Origin of the sequence: Flavobacterium panici, assembly GCF_903819335.1 — a bacterium.
In the GTDB taxonomy this organism is placed as follows: Bacteria; Bacteroidota; Bacteroidia; order Flavobacteriales; family Flavobacteriaceae; genus Flavobacterium; species Flavobacterium panici.
The window spans coordinates 181,067-197,793 of record NZ_CAIJDE010000029.1 but is presented as its reverse complement, the minus strand read 5'-3'; the positions used below and the strand labels follow the sequence as shown (position 1 = coordinate 197,793).

At 34.0% G+C, this 16,727-nt stretch carries 11 protein-coding genes; 7 read left to right on the top strand and 4 right to left on the bottom strand.

Annotation, left to right across the window (positions count from 1 at the left end; all coding sequences use genetic code 11):
• Window positions 1–47: 47 nt before the first annotated feature.
• Both FLAPXU55_RS24060 and FLAPXU55_RS03875 read left to right on the top strand, forming a co-directional pair.
• Entirely contained in the window at window positions 48–2,909 is a 2,862-nt protein-coding gene (locus FLAPXU55_RS24060) for an RICIN domain-containing protein (RefSeq protein WP_235991986.1), read from the top strand.
• A 1,201-nt stretch (window positions 2,910–4,110) separates the two neighbouring features.
• Complete coding sequence (locus FLAPXU55_RS03875) at window positions 4,111–6,036, top strand: metallophosphoesterase family protein (RefSeq protein WP_180856661.1); 1,926 nt, start codon at window positions 4,111–4,113, stop codon at window positions 6,034–6,036.
• A gap of 435 nt (window positions 6,037–6,471) precedes the next feature.
• On the opposite strand, the gene FLAPXU55_RS03870 is transcribed toward FLAPXU55_RS03875, so the two are convergent.
• Window positions 6,472–7,530: a phosphatidylinositol-specific phospholipase C1-like protein gene (locus tag FLAPXU55_RS03870; RefSeq protein ID WP_180856660.1), complete on the bottom strand. Its 1,059-nt coding sequence runs from the start codon at window positions 7,528–7,530 to the stop codon at window positions 6,472–6,474.
• Window positions 7,531–7,795: 265 nt separating this feature from the next.
• On the opposite strand from FLAPXU55_RS03870, the gene FLAPXU55_RS03865 reads away from it, so the two are divergent.
• The 5 genes from FLAPXU55_RS03865 to FLAPXU55_RS03845 all read left to right on the top strand — a co-directional run bounded on the left by FLAPXU55_RS03865 (window position 7,796) and on the right by FLAPXU55_RS03845 (window position 15,265).
• Window positions 7,796–8,320: an RNA polymerase sigma-70 factor gene (locus FLAPXU55_RS03865; protein WP_073489226.1), complete on the top strand. Its 525-nt coding sequence runs from the start codon at window positions 7,796–7,798 to the stop codon at window positions 8,318–8,320.
• Window positions 8,321–8,403: 83 nt separating this feature from the next.
• Window positions 8,404–9,327 carry a FecR family protein gene (locus FLAPXU55_RS03860; RefSeq protein WP_180856659.1) on the top strand — a complete coding sequence of 308 codons (924 nt, stop codon included), beginning with the start codon at window positions 8,404–8,406 and terminating at the stop codon, window positions 9,325–9,327.
• Window positions 9,328–9,399: 72 nt separating this feature from the next.
• Entirely contained in the window at window positions 9,400–12,681 is a 3,282-nt protein-coding gene (locus FLAPXU55_RS03855; RefSeq protein WP_180856658.1) for a SusC/RagA family TonB-linked outer membrane protein, read from the top strand.
• A gap of 6 nt (window positions 12,682–12,687) precedes the next feature.
• Window positions 12,688–14,457: a RagB/SusD family nutrient uptake outer membrane protein gene (locus tag FLAPXU55_RS03850; protein WP_180856657.1), complete on the top strand. Its 1,770-nt coding sequence runs from the start codon at window positions 12,688–12,690 to the stop codon at window positions 14,455–14,457.
• Between the two features lie 427 nt (window positions 14,458–14,884).
• Window positions 14,885–15,265 carry a SpoIIAA family protein gene (locus FLAPXU55_RS03845; protein WP_053471925.1) on the top strand — a complete coding sequence of 127 codons (381 nt, stop codon included), beginning with the start codon at window positions 14,885–14,887 and terminating at the stop codon, window positions 15,263–15,265.
• 139 nt (window positions 15,266–15,404) lie between these two features.
• Here FLAPXU55_RS03845 and FLAPXU55_RS03840 read toward each other — a convergent pair whose 3' ends face one another.
• From FLAPXU55_RS03840 to FLAPXU55_RS03830, 3 genes are read right to left on the bottom strand one after another with little or no spacing between them, the layout of a single operon-like run.
• Window positions 15,405–15,626, bottom strand: a complete 222-nt coding sequence (locus FLAPXU55_RS03840; RefSeq protein WP_053471924.1) for a hypothetical protein — start codon at window positions 15,624–15,626, stop codon at window positions 15,405–15,407.
• A gap of 29 nt (window positions 15,627–15,655) precedes the next feature.
• Entirely contained in the window at window positions 15,656–16,057 is a 402-nt protein-coding gene (locus FLAPXU55_RS03835) for a hypothetical protein (RefSeq protein WP_180856656.1), read from the bottom strand.
• A gap of 28 nt (window positions 16,058–16,085) precedes the next feature.
• Window positions 16,086–16,574 (bottom strand): hypothetical protein, encoded by a 489-nt coding sequence (locus tag FLAPXU55_RS03830; RefSeq protein WP_180856655.1) that lies wholly within the window; start codon window positions 16,572–16,574, stop codon window positions 16,086–16,088.
• Window positions 16,575–16,727: the final 153 nt, after the last annotated feature.

Genomic DNA, 16,727 nt, shown 5'->3' with positions numbered 1-16,727 from the left:
AAAAAAAACGCTCCATTTAAATTGTAACCCCCTTTAACCCCAATTATATGAAAAATAATTACAGATTTCGGTTAAGTTTACTCTTGATAATTTCCTTTGGATATTTTGCCACGGCGCAGACTTCTTTAGGTTCGAGCAAAACATTTTTAAATAAAATAAAAAGTGGATTAGTTTCTTCAACAACTGCAAAAGGTCCTGAAAAAACAATTCTGCTTCAGGCAGCCGATTCCAAAAGCTTTAACGGAAAAATAAACTATAAAGAATCAGATCAGTCAAGTGAATTTTTAATTGGAGAAATTAAAAATGTTGCAGAATCTTCTTTTTATATTAAAGTTAAAGATCAATCTCTTGAAGGTCATATTATTTTAAAGAAAACCAGAGAAGCCTACAAATATTACTCTGATGCACAAGGAAATGCTTTTGTTTCAAAAGTTGATATTAATACTTTGGTTTGTATTGATTATAAAAATCTTCCATCAAAAGCAGCAAATAAAACATCAGCGGCAGCAGAAATTGCTCCGGCATTGCTAAACCTGCAAAGTTTACCGGGTGCTGCAGGCTGCGTTTTATTAGATTTTGATGGTTATTATATGCCCGCAGGAAATCTTTGGAACAATGGTAATGCGATTAACGCAGCCGCTTCCGGAATGAGTGATGCAGCTGTTCAGCAGCATTGGGAAGTAGTTTCAGAAGATTACAGACCTTTTAATTTAAACGTAACCACAAGCGAAGCTGTTTTTAATTCTTACCCAAGAAACAGAAGAATGCGTGTTGTAGTAACGCCAACAAATACGGCAGCTCCGGGCGCGGGTGGTGTAGCTTACATTGGTTCTTTTAACTGGGATAATGATGTACCTTGCTGGGTATTCATTACTTCCGGGAAATCAGGTGGTGATGCTTCTTCTCATGAAATTGGACATACTTTTGATTTGGGTCACGACGGACGTACCAATCCTGCCGAAGATTATTTCGTAGGTTTAGACGGAACTTCGTGGGCTCCAATTATGGGTGCAGGATATTACAGACCTGTTGTACAATGGAGTAAAGGCGAATACAATTTTGCTAATAATTTACAAGATGACGTAGCTACAATTGCAGGTTCTAAATTTGGAGTTGGATATCGCGGCGATGATTACGGAGATAATACCGCTTCTGCAGCTACTTTAGATTATAATGCAAGTGGAGCAATCAATCAAAAAAATGGAATTATTTCAAGTGCAGCTGATTATGATTTCTTCACTTTTACAACTGGCGGCGGAAATGTTTCTATAAATGCCAACACCGTTTCAAGAGACGGAAACCTGCATCTTTTATTAAGATTATATAATTCAGCAGGAACAGAAATGGGAACGTATTGGAATTCTGATCCGTTTGCTTTAAATGCTTCTATGAATGTAAATCTTCCGGCTGGTAAATATTTTGTCGGCGTTGATGGAAACGGAGCAGGAAATGCCGGAAGCGGTGGATATTCGGCTTACGGTTCTATCGGAAGTTATTCGGTTACAGGAACAATTCCTCCGGGAGGAAACATCAATCCAACAACGGGTGTAATTACCGCTTATAAAGATTGTAATTATACAGGTTTCTCAGGCGGATTAACTATTGGAGATTATAATCTGGCTCGTTTAAATTCTTTAGGCATTTTAAATGATGATATTTCGTCACTTAGAATTACGCAGGGATTTCAGGCAATTTTATATCAGGATGATAATTTTACCGGAGCTTCAACGGTAATTAATTCTGATAATTCATGTTTGAATGCAACCTGGAATGATAAAGTAAGTTCTATCAGAATTCTGGCAAACGGAGTTACAACTTTAGGAAATCAGACTTTCTTCCTTCAAAACAGAAACAGCAACCTAAATATGGACGTTTGGAACGCTAGTTTAACAAACGGAGCAAGTATCAAACAAGGAACTGCAAATACAGGAAATAATCAAAAATTTACGTTTACACATTTAGGTGACGGTTTATACAAAATTATTGCCAACCACAGCGGGCAATCATTAGACGTAAATGGTTTCAATACAGCAAATGGTGTAAGTGTAGAGCAATATCCGTATAACGGAACTACAAACCAACAATTTGTGTTAGTTTCTACAGGCGACGGCTTTTATAAAATCGTTGCGAGACACAGCGGAAGAATCGTTGAGGTTGCCGGGGCAAGTACTGCAAATGGTGCGAATGTTCAGCAATGGGACAATAACAACCAAACGTGTGGACAATGGAAATTAATTGCGACAACTGCTTCTCAGACTTCTAGTTTAATTCAGGCCGAAGATTATTCAGCAATGAGCGGCATTCAGGTTGAAGCAACTACAGATACTGGCGGAGGTTCAAACGTAGGTTATACCGAAACAGGAGACTGGTTGGCGTATAACAATATTAATTTCCCAACAACAGGTTCTTATTTAATTGAATACAGAGTGGCAAGTGCCGTAACTGGCGGTAAATTATCATCTGATTTAAACGGAGGAACTATCATTTTAGGAAATGTTGATATTCCAAATACAGGAGGCTGGCAAAACTGGCAGACGGTTACGCAAACCGTAAACGTAAATGCCGGAACATATAATTTCGGAATCTACATTCAAAATACCGGAATGAACATCAATTGGATCAGAATAACGAAAGTTGGAGCAGGAGCACCGGCTGCATCAAAAGATATAGATGAAAAAGTTGAAGAGGTTGTATTTAATGTTTATCCAAATCCGGTTTCAGAAACACTTTTCTTTACAAAAGATGTTTCGGGAGGAAATGTCAAAGTAATAGATTCTCAAGGTTCTGTAGTTTCATCACAAAAAAGCAATGATGATAGTTTGAATGTTTCGCATTTGAGACAAGGAATTTATTTTGTTGTTTTTGAAAAAGATGGGCAAAAAACAATAAAACGTTTTATAAAGAAATAATCCATTTCGCCATAATGGTTTTATACATTAAATTTTAGGTTTTAATGTAAAGGCTGTCAGAAATGACAGCCTTTTTTTATGATTAAAATTTTACCGCAAAGTCCGCAAAAAATATGCAAAGTTCGCTAAGATTTTATAAACATTCTGAGGACAGCTAACTAAAGTTCACAAAGCTTTGTGATCTTTAGTTTATTTAAAACTTACTTAAAAAAAAACTTAGCGAACTTAGCGTAAATCTTTGTGGCTTTGCGTTAAAAAAAATAGAAATGACAGCCTTTTTTTGTTGTCAATATTTTATTTAGAGTTAGATAATTTTATGTGTAGTCCCTACGGGACATTTTCGGGGGGCGATAATCTATGTTCTACCGATATTTAACCTCTAACGAGGTAAATTTTACAAAATTTTAAAAACTCCGTTAGGAATTAAATATCGGTAGAAAAAAAAATGTGACCACAATATAATTGTCCTGTAGGGACTATACATTTTTTATAATAAATTATTCGTTTGATTTTTATGCGGTAATTGCTAGGGGGTGTCCCTGCGGGACATTTTTAGAGGGGCGATAATCTATGATTCTACCGATATTTAACCTCTAACGAGGTAAACTTACTACAATTTAGAAAACTCCGTTAGGAGTTAAATATCGGTAGAAAAAAAATGTGACCACAACAAAATTGTCCCGTAGGGACTATACATTTTTTATAATAAATTATTCGTTTGATTTTTTATACGTTAATTGCTAAGAGTTGTCCCTACAGGGCAATTTTGCTTACGTCATATTCTTTTTTCTACCGACCAGAAATTCCTAACGGAGTTTTTAAAATTTTTGTAAAATTACCTCGTTAGAGGTAAATCGTCGGTAAAAAAATAAACGACTCGTTCCACAAATTGTCCCATAGGGACAACTGAAATTTTAACCAATCGAAAATTCCGCAAAGCACGCTAAGATTTTATAATATTTTGATTCGCAGCTAAATGAAGATCACAAAGCTTTGTGATCTTTAGTTTTTATTAAAAACTTACTTAAAAAATCTTCGTGAACTTTGCGAAAAACCTTTGCGAACTTTGCGTTAAAAAAATAACCTCAATAAAAACATTATCATTCGATAACAATAACATAAACTCATTTCATCTTTAAATCGATAAAATTGCTGCTTATTACTTTTAATAAATTCCCCATTTTGCAAAAGCTTAAAACCTATGAATTTAAAATTTACTTCGCCAATAATTATACTCTTTATAATAATCTTCAATCATACCATTTTAGCCCAAAACCAAAAGAATTTAGACGGCGTTCAGGTTGCATTTTTATCTGATGTTCACCTTCAGGATTTGTTTGGAAGCTTCTCTGATAATGAATTTAAAGGTGTTTTGAATACCAAAACCGGAAAATATGCGTTAATAAGAACGATGGCCTCGCAGTTACATTCGACGAGAATTTTCAATGAAAATTATTTTGCCTTCATCGCCGCTCTTGAAGATATTGCAAAAAGAAAAATAAAATATGTTGCACTTCCGGGCGATTACACCGATGACGGACAGCCGATACACGTGCGAGGATTGAAGAAAATTTTAGATCAGTACCAAAAAAAATATTGTATTGAATTTTTTATAACGACCGGAAATCATGATCCGGTTGGACCATTTGCTCAGGAATCGGGAAAAGAAGATTTTTTAGGAAAGGAAGGAAAAAGCCAACCCATTTTTAGCAAAGACGGCATGTATAAGCCAAACATGAATATCGAACAGCCAGTTGTCATAACAGCCGATATTGCTAAAATGGGTTATTTAGGCATAACTAATGATCTGCAAAACTTCGGATTTTATCCGAGTAAAAAATACAAATTCTGGTCGACTCCTTTTGCCAGTTATAATTCCCAAAACTACAATTACAAAAAAGCCGTTGAAGCTTCACAATTAACCAAAAGAGTTTATAATGTTGCACCTGGATTTGAAGTTCCGGATGTGAGTTATGTTGTGGAACCAATTGATGGCCTTTGGTTAATGGCAATTGACGGAAACGTTTATATTCCGAAGAAAACCGATGGCGATCCAAAAGATTCTAAAAGTTATTCAGAGGCAAGTACAGGATATAATAATGTACTTTCAAATAAAAAACACCTTATAAAATGGGTTCAGGATATTTCGGCGGAAGCCAAACTTCGCGGTAAAACTTTAGTTGCTTTCAGTCATTTCCCAATGATTGATTTTAATGATGACGCTTCCGCGGAAATTAAAGAATTATTAGGCCCAAATAAATGGCAGTTAAACCGAGTTCCGGTTGAAGAAGTAGCGCAGGTTTTTGCCGATGCAGGTTTGAAGATTCATTTTGGCGGGCACATGCACATCAACGATACAGGATTGCGTACTACTGCAAAAGGCAATACTTTGGTTAATATTCAAACGCCGTCGCTTGCGGCTTATATTCCGGCTTATAAATTATTGACGATTAAAAAAGATAATCTCGTAGATATTCAAACTATTACTATTGATGAGGTTAAGGGATTTGATGAACTTTTTGATTTGTATAAAATGGAATATCAGTTTTTACAAAATCAAAATGCAAAAGATATTTGGAATATCGATATTCTGAAAACTAAAAATTACCACGATTTCACCGATTTCCATTTGAAGGAATTGGTTCGTTTAAGATTTTTATCAGATGACTGGCCTTCTGCTTTTAAGGATTTTATTCTGAATGTTTCGGCCAATGATTTATTGGTTTTAGCTAATATTCAATCGGATAAAGATTTTGATTTTATTCTGAAAAATAAATCACAGTTTCAAAAAGAATGGAACGAAGCTGAAATAAAGTCGGAACAAATTTTAGCTCAAAACAATCTCAAAAAAGAAGATTTCAACTGGACAGGAAATGATCTTTTAATTGACTTTTATCGTTTTAGAAGTGCCGATGAATTAGCTCTTGTAGATGTTGAGGAAAAACGTGTTGCAGCTTATAAAGTTTTATTGAAGTTGTATTTAGAGAATTCTAAAGAAGAAGTTTCTAAACCTTTACAAAAACAGATGAAGTTATTTCTTGTCATCTTTAATAAATTCATGCATGAAGTTCCTGCAGATCATTTTACTGTTGATTTGAAAACTGGTGAAGTTAGGAGTTTGAAGTAATTTTAGTGTTAGATGTATATTTTTAACGCAAAGAGCGCAAAGGTTTTTCGCAAAGAACACAGAGTTTTTTTAAAGAAGATTTTATAAAAATCAAAGTTCACAAAGCTTTATCAATAACAGCTTTGTGAACTTTACGTTTATTGATAAACACTTAAAGAACCCTTTGCAAACTTTGCGAAAAACCTTTGCGCTCTTTGCGTTAAAAAAATCACAGCTACAAGCTGAAAGTAATGGCACGCAGATGACGCAGATTTAAACAGATTTTTGTCATTTCGACTGAAAGGAGAAATCGCACTCGTTAATCTACAAAGAAAATCGCCAATCTTTGTCGATACACTAGTGCGATTTCTCCTTTCAGTCGAAATGACATACTTTATGTTTTTCAAATTTCAAGTCCCAACAGGAACCTGAAACTTGAAACAATAAAACTTGAAACTATTTTTCACCGTTAACAGGATCAACTCTCACATAAGTACCATCATCATATTTAATTTGATAAGGAGAATTAAAGAAAGTACTTGGAAGGTAATAATCGGTAGTTATGATTTGTGCTCCTGAAGTTTTTGCAGCGTTGAAGTGTGTGTAATCGTTTGCTCTTGCTTCTTTAGTATCAGCATCGGCTCTTGTTCTTATGATGTAGCCTTTTTTAACTAAATCAGCAATTGAAGCATCTTCTGGATTATTTCTGAAAATTGTTGCTGCTTCTGGTTTTCCAGGCTCGGCATTAATGAAAACCGCGCGTCCTTTTAATGATGGATGATTTAAAGCATATAAATCTCTTTTTGCTCCGTTATTATCCAAAATAAACAAGAATTTACCTTTTGCTTTTTTCAGCGTTGGCCAGTTGTTATTTAAAACCGCTTCTTCAAGCGTTTTGTATTTTCCACGAACCATGTCTGGTGTAATCAATTTATTTCCTAAACCTTTACGAAGTTCTTTGTCTAAAGCATCAAAAAGTTCAGATGTAAATTTCTCGGCTTTTGTTCCTAAATAACTATCATCGTCTTTTGGTTCTAAAGTAATAAAAACAGGAACGTGATCAGGATTTGCGTCAGACCATTTTTTTAGTTCAGCAAGACAGCCCTGAAGCGTGTAGCAAGATGTTCTAAAATCGATATCAATCATATGAAAAACTTTAAAACCCGGTTTTTTCATTTCTCCATTTGGATCGTAAGCCTCTTGTGATTTTACAATGTCAAGACCTTTTGGATGTACAAATTTTCCACCTTGAGGATCGCCCTGAACATCAATTTCTAATTGACGTAAACCTTTGTTTAACTGATCTGTAAGGCTGATGTGTGTATATTGCAAACCTTTTAGTGAACGTGTAGTATCTTTTGCCTGAATGAAATTGAATAAGTCAGGTTCGATATTATGGCGGTAACTGTTGTGCGAACCAATAACTTGTATCTGGTTGATTTTTAAATTCTCATTTTGCGCTTGACTCAATTGTACTGTCCCGGCAAAAAGCAATGCAAACAAAATTTGTTTCATGATTTTTAGATGAAATTAGGATTAAAAAGTATGGAGACGCAGCAAGAGAGAATTGCATTTTAGAGATTACTAATGTAGCGCCGCAATTTAATTTTTGTGTTAGCTAAACGAAAAGAAATCGCAAATCGATTATCATTTTTGCCCGAAAATCGTAGTATTAATAAAACAAAACAATTCAAAATTTAATTTAAAGATAACTTTCAGGCAAAAACTATTGGTATAACATTTCCTTATTTTACATTAATTAATACGATTAAAATAACCAATGAAGAATCCTGAAATTTTTGAAAAAACGTATACTGATTACTGGCAGAAACTCAATGCCTTCTCCTATACGATGACTCAGGATAAAGACTTGGCCCAGAATATTGTTCAGGATGTTTTTATTGATTTATGGGAACGAAAAGACGATTTGAACATTAATGCAATCGAACCTTATTTATTTAGAGCGGTAAAAAACCAGATCTTTAAACATTATCAAAATAATCGTTTCGATAAGACGATTATGGAGGATAAATTTGAAGATTACATTATCGACAACTTTCAGTCGATTGACCCCGAAGTAATGGATTTACTTTATTCCTTATTAGACCAGCTTCCAGAGAAAAGAAAAGAGGTTTTATTAATGTATAAATTTCAGGATATGTCAATTGATCAAATTGCAGAAGAACTTGGAATTTCAAAACAAACGGTAAAAAACCAAATTTCATCGGCATTAAAACAATTACGCGAAGGCTTGAAAGATCTGGCCTGGATAGCTCCAATTATCTTTTTTAAACAAAATTTTTAAGATAACTTTCTGTTAATGGTTTCATAATATTTCGGGATAGTACGATTTTAAACTTTCGGTACTTATAGGTAACAATAAGTATTATGATAAAAAGAATCAAGCATAGTTTAGAATATCTTATAGATAAAAGTTCTCGAAATAAAACTTCAGAGGCAGAAGAAAATCTGCTGAATAATTTTGCTTTAAGCGAATACCAAAATTCAAATTGGGATGAATCTTCAATGGGAAATTCTGTTGAAGTTTCTAAAAATATATACGACGGAATTCAACTTCGAATGGTGAAGAAGAAAACATTCAATCCGTACCTAAAATATATGGCGGCTGCCAGTATTCTTTTTCTTGCTGGTTTAGGTTTTTTCTTTAAGCCTGATTTTGCAAAAGAAAAACAATTATCATTTAAAACGTCATCAGATCCCAAATCTATCAAATTAAGTGACGGCTCGAAAATTTATCTGGCAGCAAACTCATCATTTCAGTATCCTGAAAAATTCGAAGGAGACGAAAGAAAAGTCGTTTTATTAAAAGGAAATGCATTTTTTGAAATTGCAAAAGACAAAAAACATCCTTTTATAATCACTTCTGGCGAGCTTAAAACGAGAGTTGTGGGAACTTCATTTCACATTCAAATGTCAAAATCAAAATGTGAAGTCATTGTTGTAACAGGAAAAGTAAATGTTACTTCAAAAGGGCAGAGCGTTGATTTAGTTCCAAATGAAGAAGCGCTTTTTGAATCACAAAAACTGACCAAACAAATGGCTGATAAATCATTTTTGGTCAATTGGTACAATACAGATGTTACTCTGGATCAAACTACACTTAAACACGTTATCACCATTTTACAATATAAATACGGAGTTTCATTTCAATATGATAATGAACAAGTATTAGCAACGCCGTTAACGGTATTCATTAAAAAAGACGCAGCATTAGAGAATGTTTTAGAACAAATAAATTATATCACAAACCTAAAATTCAAAGTTTATGGCGAAATAGTAAAAGTGGATTAAAAACAAAAAGCAGTTGCTGAGAACAACTGCCATTAATAATTAAGTATCGTAAAAAAACCAATAACTTAAATCATGTATTTTAAACCTTCTTATTTAAATCTAAAGAGTTGTATCTTTTTAGTACTAGCGTTACTAACCATTCAGAGTGGTTTTAGTAAAACTACCTTAAAAAAATCAAAAATAGAAAATAAAATAGAAAAAGCTACACTTGTTTCTATTTTTTCAAAATTAAGTCAGAAGACTGACTATAAATTCAGTTACGGGCAAGCTGTAATCGCTGATAATACATCGTATGTTGTAGATTATAGTAAAGAATCGGTTACATCAATTTTGAGTGATCTTTCAAAAAAAGCTAATTTCAATTATAACATCAACGGAAAATTAGTTTTAATTCAGAAAACAGCTGCGGTTAAAGTTTCTAAACCAGTAGATGCTGAGAAAATCAAAGTAAAAGGAAAAATTGTTGACGAAAACAATGTTCCAATGCCAGGTGTAACGATTTTAGAAGCTACTACAAAAAATGCAGCAGTTAGTAATTTTGACGGAGAATTTGAACTTTCTGTGGAAGAAGGAAAAACGCTGGAAATTGCTTATTTAGGATATAAAACTAAAACAGTTACGGCTCAAAAAGGTTTTATGACTATTCAATTAGAACCAAACACTTCTGAACTAAGCGAAGTTTTAGTGGTAGGTTACGGAAAACAATCTAAAAAAGATGTTACAGGAGCGGTTACACAATTAGAAGCTGCAAATTTCAAACAAGGAGTTAACGTTTCTGTAGATAATTTAATTCAAGGAAAAGTTGCGGGTGTACGTGTGGTAAACACAAGTGGTGAGCCTGGAGCAGGAGTAAATGTTACCATTCGTGGAGTTGGATCTATCAGAAGCGGTAGTACACCTTTATTTGTTGTAGACGGAATGCCATTGACTAATGATGATGTGAGCCCTTCTGGAAGCAATGTTGGATTTGGTAATTCATCTGCAAAAAATCCATTAAACTTTTTGAATACAAGTGATATCGAATCGATTACAGTTCTTAAAGATGCTTCGGCTGCAGCAATTTACGGTGCAAGAGGATCTAACGGAGTTGTGTTAGTTACAACTAAAAAAGGTTCAAAAGGAGAAGGAACATTAACTGTTGACTCTTATATGGGAGTTTCGACTGTTGCTAACAAATTAGACGTTTTAAGCGCAAGTCAATATAGAGGTGCAATAAAAGATAAAGCATTTGACCATGGCGGCAACACAGACTGGCAAGATGTAATTTACAGAAGCGCAGTTACTAAAAACAATGCGTTGTCTTTTGCAAAACAAACAGAATCAGGAAATTATTATGCATCTGTTGCACAAATGGATCAGGAAGGAGTTATTCGTAACAGTAATTTCAAACGTCTTTCGGGTAGAATCAATGCTGCAGAATCATTTTTAGACAACAAACGTTTAAAAGTAAAAATGAATCTTACTGCAAGTGAAACTAAAGATGATGGTGTTCCTACAAGTGATGATGGTGGTTCAAACGGTCAGCTTATTGTGCATACTTTAATGGCAAACCCAACAAGATCAGTTTTTGATGAGAACGGAAACTACACAAACTTTAACATGAATGCGCATTATAATCCTGCTTATTTATTGAGTATTTATGAGGATCAAACGCGTACGCTGCGAGTTTTAGGAAATTTTGACGCTTCTTTGAGAATTATTGACGGATTAGAATATAAATTAAATGTTGGTCTGGATCGTTCTACAGCCGAAAGAAACACTACTATTTATCCAAACGTGACGGATTTAAATCCAAAAGGAAAATATGTTCAAAATAATTTAGATTCTAAAAACTCTTTAGTTGAGCATTATTTGACTTATAATCTTGCATTAGATAAACATAAAATTGAAGCTTTAGGTGGTTTCTCTTATCAAAAATTTGAAAGATCAGGAACAAGTTTCAGTATTGACGGAATTGCTGCTCAGGGAGTTGGTATAAAACCATCAATTAACCCTGGATTTGCCGGAATTCAATCAGGAACTACAGGTTATGCTCAGGAAAATGAATTACAATCGTATTTTGGTAGATTAAATTATTCATTTAATGACAAATATCTTTTTACAGCTTCGATGAGAGCTGACGGTTCTACACGTTTTGGTGATAACAATAAATACGGTTACTTCCCATCATTTGCTTTAGGATGGAATATTTCTAAAGAAAGTTTCTTAGAAGATGCAACTGCTATAAATAACTTAAAACTTAGAGCGAGCTGGGGACAAACAGGAAACCAGGAAGTTCAAAACAAATTGACTAAAGCAAGTTATTCATTATCTGGTCCAGACGGATATTATTTATATGATGATTTGAATTTGGTTAACGGAGTTTCTGTAACAAGAACTGCAAATCCTGATTTGAAATGGGAAGTTGTTACACAATACAATGTAGGTTTAGATTTCAGTTTATGGAATGATAAATTGTACGGAACTGTTGATTATTTCAACAAAACAACTACAGACGCGATCTTAAACGTTCCTTCAAGTCCTTTGAAACCAACAACAACTGTGTGGACAAATATTGACGGGAAAATCGTTAACAAAGGTTTTGAAATTATGTTAGGTTCAAAAATCGTTGATACTAAAGATTTTAGCTGGAATATTGATGCAAACGGAGCAACATTAAACAATAAAATTGAGGACTTACCAGTTTCAGAAATCTTAACAGGAACTATTTCAGGGCCTGGACAATCTGGGGTAAATGCTAACATTTACAAAAGTGGTTATGCAGCAGGTTCATTTTATTTGTTACAACATGTTGGTTTTGATGATAAAGGCGGAAACATCTTTAAAGATCAAAACGGTGACGGTAAAATTGATAACAGCGACAGAATTATTATTGAAGGAGCTTTACCAACTTTTTACTACGGATTTAATAGTGACATGAGATACAAAAACTTTAGTTTTTCATTCTCAATCATTGGACAGACAGGAGGTTACTTGTTGAATAATACAGGATTGAACGCATTAAATATTAACAACCTAGCTTCTGACAGAAACGTTGCTACAGGTTATTATGAGTCTGGTGCAAATCCAACAAACTCACCAATTTTATCTACACTTTTCTTAGAAAAGTCTGATTTTATTAGATTGAATGCAGCTCGTATTGGTTACAATTTTGATTTAAAAGGTCAAAACTGGATCAACGGATTAACACTTTATGTAACAGGAAATAACCTGATTACAATTACTAACTATACAGGATATGATCCGTTAATCAACAGTCCAAAATCAAACGGGGGAAATCAATCTATAGGTATTGATTACGCTGCTTACCCAACTTCGAGAACCTTCAGTTTTGGAGCAACTTTAAAACTATAATAAAACATGAAAACAAAGACATCTTTTAGCATAAAAATTATAACGATATTCTCTTTTATTTTTCTATTAAACAGCTGTACAGATCTTAATGAAGCTGTATTAGATGAAAAATTAGGAACAGATGCTACAGACCCTGCAGGTTCGCTTGCTGCTGCATATGACAGACTTGGAGACGGAACTTTTACAGATCACGGAGCTGTTTTTGCAATGCAGGAATATACTACAGATGAGGCTATTTTACCAACTCGTGGAAGTGACTGGGGAGATGGTGGAAAATGGAGAGATATGCATGAATTTACATGGACTTCAAGTAATGCTATTATTGTAGGTAACTGGGATTTATTGACAAACGGAATTACACGTTCTTTAACGGCAATTAAATCATCTGAAGAAAACAATTTTCCTGAAAAGAAATTATTTTTAGCAGAAGCAAAAGCTCTTTTAGCATACTATACTTATACTACATTAGATCTTTACGGACAAGCTCCATATAGAGATCCGTTGAATGTAGATGCACCGATACAAATTTTAAAAGCAGATACTCAAATTGACCAATTGATCAAAGATGTTGAAGCTATATTACCAGATTTGGCTGATATTGGAACTCAAAGAACGTACCACGGAAGATTTACAAAACAAGCTGGTTATGCTTTTTTAGCAACAATGTATTTAAATCGTGCGACATTCAAAGATCGTTACAATGCTTCTTCAAATTTCAATTTTAATGAACCAGCAGTATCAGGTACAGGTACTGATATGGACCGTGTAATTTATTACACTTCATTATTGATTGATTCAGGAAAATTTAGTTTAGAAAGCGACTTTTTCAAAAACTTTGCAAGAGATAACGATAATGGTAAAGAGCTTATTTTTGCAATCTCTCAAAAGATAGATTATATCCGTAACGGATCTAACAGTTTTGCTTATGTATGTATGGAGCGTAACCAGAGAACATCTGCTTTAAACAGAGGTACAAATGCTGCCTGTACAACTCCTGAATTTTATGCAAGCTGGGACGGAAACCATGATGATCCAAGATTTGAGCAGCATTATCAATATGCTGATGGAACATGGTTTATGAATGATGGTACAGATGTAAGTGTGCCTGCAACAGATATTGTTCCTAAAAGTAGTCCTGCTACTCCGTGGTTCCACTTTAACAGAGGTATTCAGGCCGGACCACAATATGGACCTGTATTATTGACTTCTGCATCTTTTCAAATGATTGGTAACCGTATTAAAGTTTCTCCATTAGTTATGGAAAAAAGTACTACTACGAGAATGGATTTTACACCATCATTAACGTTTGCAGATCCTACTAAATCTGTTTTTGCTCAAAATGAAATTAATCAGGGTGCTCGTGTATTTAAATATGAGTTTGATCCGGAAGGAGGAAACGGAAACAGTAATGTTGATATTCCTTTATTCCGTTTAGGTGGAATGTACGCTATGAGAGCTGAAGCACTTTACAGAAAAGGAAGCACAGGGCCAGCAATGGATGATTTAAACAAATTGCGTACAAGCAGAAAAAGAGAATCATTATTTGCAAATGCTCCGGGAAAAGCGCTTACTTCATTAGATGGGGCGCAATTATATAAAGAATTAGGTTTCGAATTATACTGGGAATTACAAAGAAGACCAGAGAGCATCCGTTTTGGAAAATTTGACTTAGCCGGAACAGCAAAAGCTGCTACTCAGCCATTCAGAAGATATTTTCCAATTCCACAAACAGTTATCGACCAAAAACTGTTTAAACAAAACCAAGGATACAATTAAGAGTTTGTGTTAGTTTATTTTTTATTTTTTTTGAAAAAAGCCTGTCTTCGAAAGAAGCAGGTTTTTTCTTTTTAAGGAACATAGGTTCAGAGATGCAAAGGTTCAAAGGTTTTTATTGCAACAGGTTATATTAAATTGACAAAGATTTTCCGTAGAGACGCACAGCAGTGCGTCTAACATCGCGTGAGAACAACACACGTTTTATTGGAATGGAATATTGGACGTTAGACGCACTGCTGTGCGTCTCTACAGAAAAAAACTTAGAACCTTAGCATCTTAGAATCTCAGAAACTGAAAAAAATATAATAAACAATTAAGAAAAATGTAAGATTTAACTGTTTGAAAATAAGTAAATTTGAGTAGCATTTGATAGTGCATATCAAAGAATAAAACAACTATTTAAATAACTCAAAAAGTGTAAAAAATCATGATACATCAAATTGACACTACCGATAACATTGTTGCCTTTAGAGCATTGGCAGAAGTAACAAAAGAAGATTTTTTAACCGCTGTGGTTCCCGCAGTAGAACATTTAGTAAAGCAAACTAATGAAATCAATTTTTTATTGGTACTCGACACTGATATTAAAAATTTCACAGCCGGTGCGTGGCTTCAGGATGCACTTTTAGGATTAAAACATTTAGGGAAATGGAATAGGGCAGCCATCGTAACAGATTCTGAAGATATTATCTCTTTTACAAACGGGTTCAGTTATGTAGTTCCCGGAGAATTCCACGGATTTAAAAAAGAAGCTTTCAACAAAGCCTTAAACTGGGTTGAAGGAAATATAAATTTGCCGGCTAATTAATAAATTAGCTAATTAGAGAATGCGACAATTAGATAATTGATCATCAGCAAATAAAAACAAACATGACATTAATAGAAAATGCCCGTTAGGTTTAAAATCTTAACGGGCATTTTCGCAATTAGCAAACGTTTTTCTTTTATTACTTTGCTACTTTTTTATAAACTGCTGCAGACAATAAAGGCAGTGCAAGACTTCCTACAATTGCGGCAGCTTTATTATGTCCGGTTTTCTTTAAAACAGCTCCAACTAAAATAGAACCAAATCCGGCAATAGCCAGCTGTTTTACAGAAAGATTAGCAGTATTATTTTCGATAGGTTTTATTCCGTGCAATAATGGGTCAATGAATTGTAAATTTTCCATGATTTTTATTTATTTAATTATACGTATTTCTATTTGTTAATATTCTTTTCTTTATCAGTTTCAGTCTCAATTTTTTCAATTTCCACTTTTTCTTTTTTTATAGCTTGTCGCAGAAGAGCAAAAAGACTCATATAAATGTTTGCTATAAACACCAGCGAAAACCCGGCCAAAATATAACCGCGCCAGTCGTTTAACAAAAGTTTATAATCTGTCAAAAATAAAAAACCAATTGTAACGTAATGACTAAAGCAATATTCGCAGGTAAAAAGATAAAAGAACTTTCTAGTGAGTAAAAACTTCTCATTTTGAGACCGTTTTACACACCATTCATGAGGTTCTCTAAAAATCTCTTCGTGAGTTATAGTCCAGCTTATACAGGCTATGGGAACAGCCAGTATAAACAGCCAGAAAATTTGAGTTGCTATAGTCATAAACTGATAATGCTTTAACTAGTTTTTCTTATTCTCTCGGGTGATTTTCCGGATAATGTTCAGCGTCAAAATCGTCTAACTCTTCGTCATTATCAAGATCGCCGTCTTTTTCTAAATCATCATCAGAATCTAAATCCGGATCATACTCATCATCAAAATCATTTTCTTCACCGTCATTGGTAATGGCATCATCTTCATTTATGATTCTTTCCTCGTTTGGAATATTTTCTGATCTAACATTAGAGTTTTTTTCGAAATCCTGTTCAGGATGTTTCAAATCTTCGATAAACTCTTCCTGATATTGATAAGGATCTTCATCTCTTGCATAATTGTCATTATCTATCAGTGTATTTTGCTCTATAACATCAGGATCGATTTCGCCAAATTCCCAATTATTTTCTTTCTTTAAATCCTGTTTGTATTGATCTTCATTAGAATACGTCCCATCTACAAGCGTATTTTGATCTATAAAATCCGGATCCGTATGACCGTAGTCATAGTTGTTTTGCTTTTCCATGGCTTTACGTTTTTAAAGTTGTATTTTACAAAGTTAGCAAGCGTGTAGACGGAATGTTTTACAGGAAAATAAATTATAGTTGCATAATTAACAGTTGGTTATGATTTAATGATCTAGAAAATATTTTCTCCAGCTTTTTTATTTCATTAAATT